General features: G+C 65.2%; 2 protein-coding genes. Both read left to right on the top strand.

The features are described from left to right. Positions 1 to 514: SRPBCC family protein (locus tag WCB02_RS39635; RefSeq protein ID WP_423967890.1), on the top strand; the 514-nt coding region annotated here is incomplete at its 5' end. Positions 515 to 577: 63 nt separating this feature from the next. Then, a complete protein-coding gene (locus WCB02_RS39630) occupies positions 578 to 1,993 on the top strand; it encodes a cytosine permease (RefSeq protein WP_423967888.1) in 1,416 nt (471 codons plus the stop codon). Positions 1,994 to 2,097: the final 104 nt, after the last annotated feature.

The raw sequence follows: 2,097 nt of genomic DNA, 5'->3' as shown, positions 1-2,097 counted from the left end.
CATCCCGGCTGTCGCGGCCTGCCTTCCCGGAGCCTCGGTCTCGGAGACGTCCACGCCCGATCGCGTGGACGGCGAGATCCGGGTCAGGCTCGGGCCGATCTCGGCGCGTTTCGCCGGCTCGGCGCGGATCGAACGTGATGCCGCGGGCCTCTCAGGGCGCATCGTCGGTGCCGGTTCCGACCAGCGTAGCCGGACCTCCACGCAAGGCGAGATCCGCTACCACCTGGTGCCGGTCGACCAGGGCACAGCGACGCGCGTGGAGTTCTCGATCGGCTACAGCCTGCGTGGCATGCTGGCGCAGTTCGCGCGGCCCGGACTGGTGCGCGATCTCACCGAGCGGATGACGGCCGATTTCGCGCGCAATCTCGCGCAGGCGCTGTCCGGATCGTCGCGTGATCATGCATCGGGCGAGGCCGCGATCGACGGATTTGTCCTGCTCGGCGGCGTGGTGTTGCAGCGGGTTCGACAGCTCGTCCGACGGTTGCTGGGCCACGCATCGTCATCCGAGAGGTGAGCGCTGGTACGATTCATGCATTCCCTGCAGCGGAAACCGCTGTTTCATGTAGGGAGGTGCGTCATGACGGAATCCGAGCTTCGCGCTGATAGTCACAGCATTGAACCCATTCCGGATGCAGACCGGGATTCCACCGGACTGCAGCAGATGTGGATCTGGGCCGGCGCCAATATCGCGCCGGTCAACTGGGCGCTCGGCGCGCTCGGCATCGTCCTCAAGCTCGGGCTGTGGGAGACCATCGCCGTCATCGTCATCGGCAACCTGGTTGGCTGCGCCATCTTCGCCGCCTTCACCGTGATGGGCCACAAGACTGGCGTCAACCAGATGGTGCTGAGCCGGTCGGCTTTCGGCGTCCGCGGCGCCTATTTGCCGAGCATCCTGATGTTTCTGATGACGCTGTGCTGGATCGGCGTGAACACCTATTTCCCGGTCAAGATCTCGATCGCGATCCTCGGCCAGTTCGGCGTTCCCGACAATTGGTTCGTCGAAATCGTCGTCATCACGCTGGTGATGGCGCTGCAGGTCGGCATCGGCACCTACGGCTTCTATGCCATCCGGACCTTTGAAAAGTACACGGTGCCGGTGACCGTCGCCATCATGGTGCTGATGAGCGTGCTGGCCTGGACCCAGCCCGGCGTGGTCGACTGGAACCACGCCTCCACCCTGCCGCCCGGCGCGCATCTCGCCATGATCACGCTGTTGATGTCCGCGATCGGCGTCGGCTGGGGCATTTCCTGGGTGACCTGGGCCTCGGATTATTCGCGCTTCGTGCCGCGCAGCGTGCCGTCGAGCTCCGTTTTCTGGTACAGCTATATTGGCATGTTCGTGCCGACCGTCTGGCTTGCCATTCTCGGCGCCACGATCGCCAGCACGACGCTCGACACCGATCCCGCCAAGATGGTCAGCGCCGTGTTCGGCGGTCCCGTCAGCATCCTGGTGCTGCTGATGGTGCTGCATGGCCCGATCGCCACCAACATTCTCAACGTCTATTCGGCAGCGCTCGCGGCGCTGAGCGCCGGCTTCAAGGTCTCGCGCTTCGCGCTGGCCACGATCGTCGGCGTCGCCGGCTACCTGGTGACGGTGTACTTCATCTTCGCGCCGTCGTTTGCCAAGGCGTTCGACAACTGGATGATTAGCCTGCTGTTGTGGATGAGCCCGTGGGCCGGCGTTGTGCTGGCCGATTTCGTCATCCGGCGCAAAAGCCGGATCGATGTCGCCGAGCTCTATCGCGATGGCGCGACCAGCACCTATGGCGATATCAATTGGGGCGGCATCATCGCGTTCCTCGCCGGCCTGATCGCGGGCTGGACCGTCGAAGACGGCCTGGTCGCGCCCTTGCAGGGACCGATCTCGACCGGCCTGTTGGGCGGCGCGGACCTGAGCTGGCTGGTCGGCATCGTCGTCGCCGGCGGCCTCTATCTGGTGCTGGGCCGGCGCGTGACGGCGCCGTCCGTTGTGGCGAGCAGCGCGAGGCCGTAAACGTGGACCGATCCTGCTGCGCCATGACCGGGGCGAGGCGGTGATATCCCCGCTCGTCATTCCGGGGCATTCGCAAAGCGAACGAGCCCGGAATCCATAACCAC

It is taken from the genome of Bradyrhizobium sp. (assembly GCF_049581145.1).
Lineage (GTDB): Bacteria > Pseudomonadota > Alphaproteobacteria > Rhizobiales > Xanthobacteraceae > Bradyrhizobium.
The sequence above is the reverse complement of the archived record's forward strand: the minus strand, read 5'-3'. Positions and strand labels throughout refer to the sequence as shown.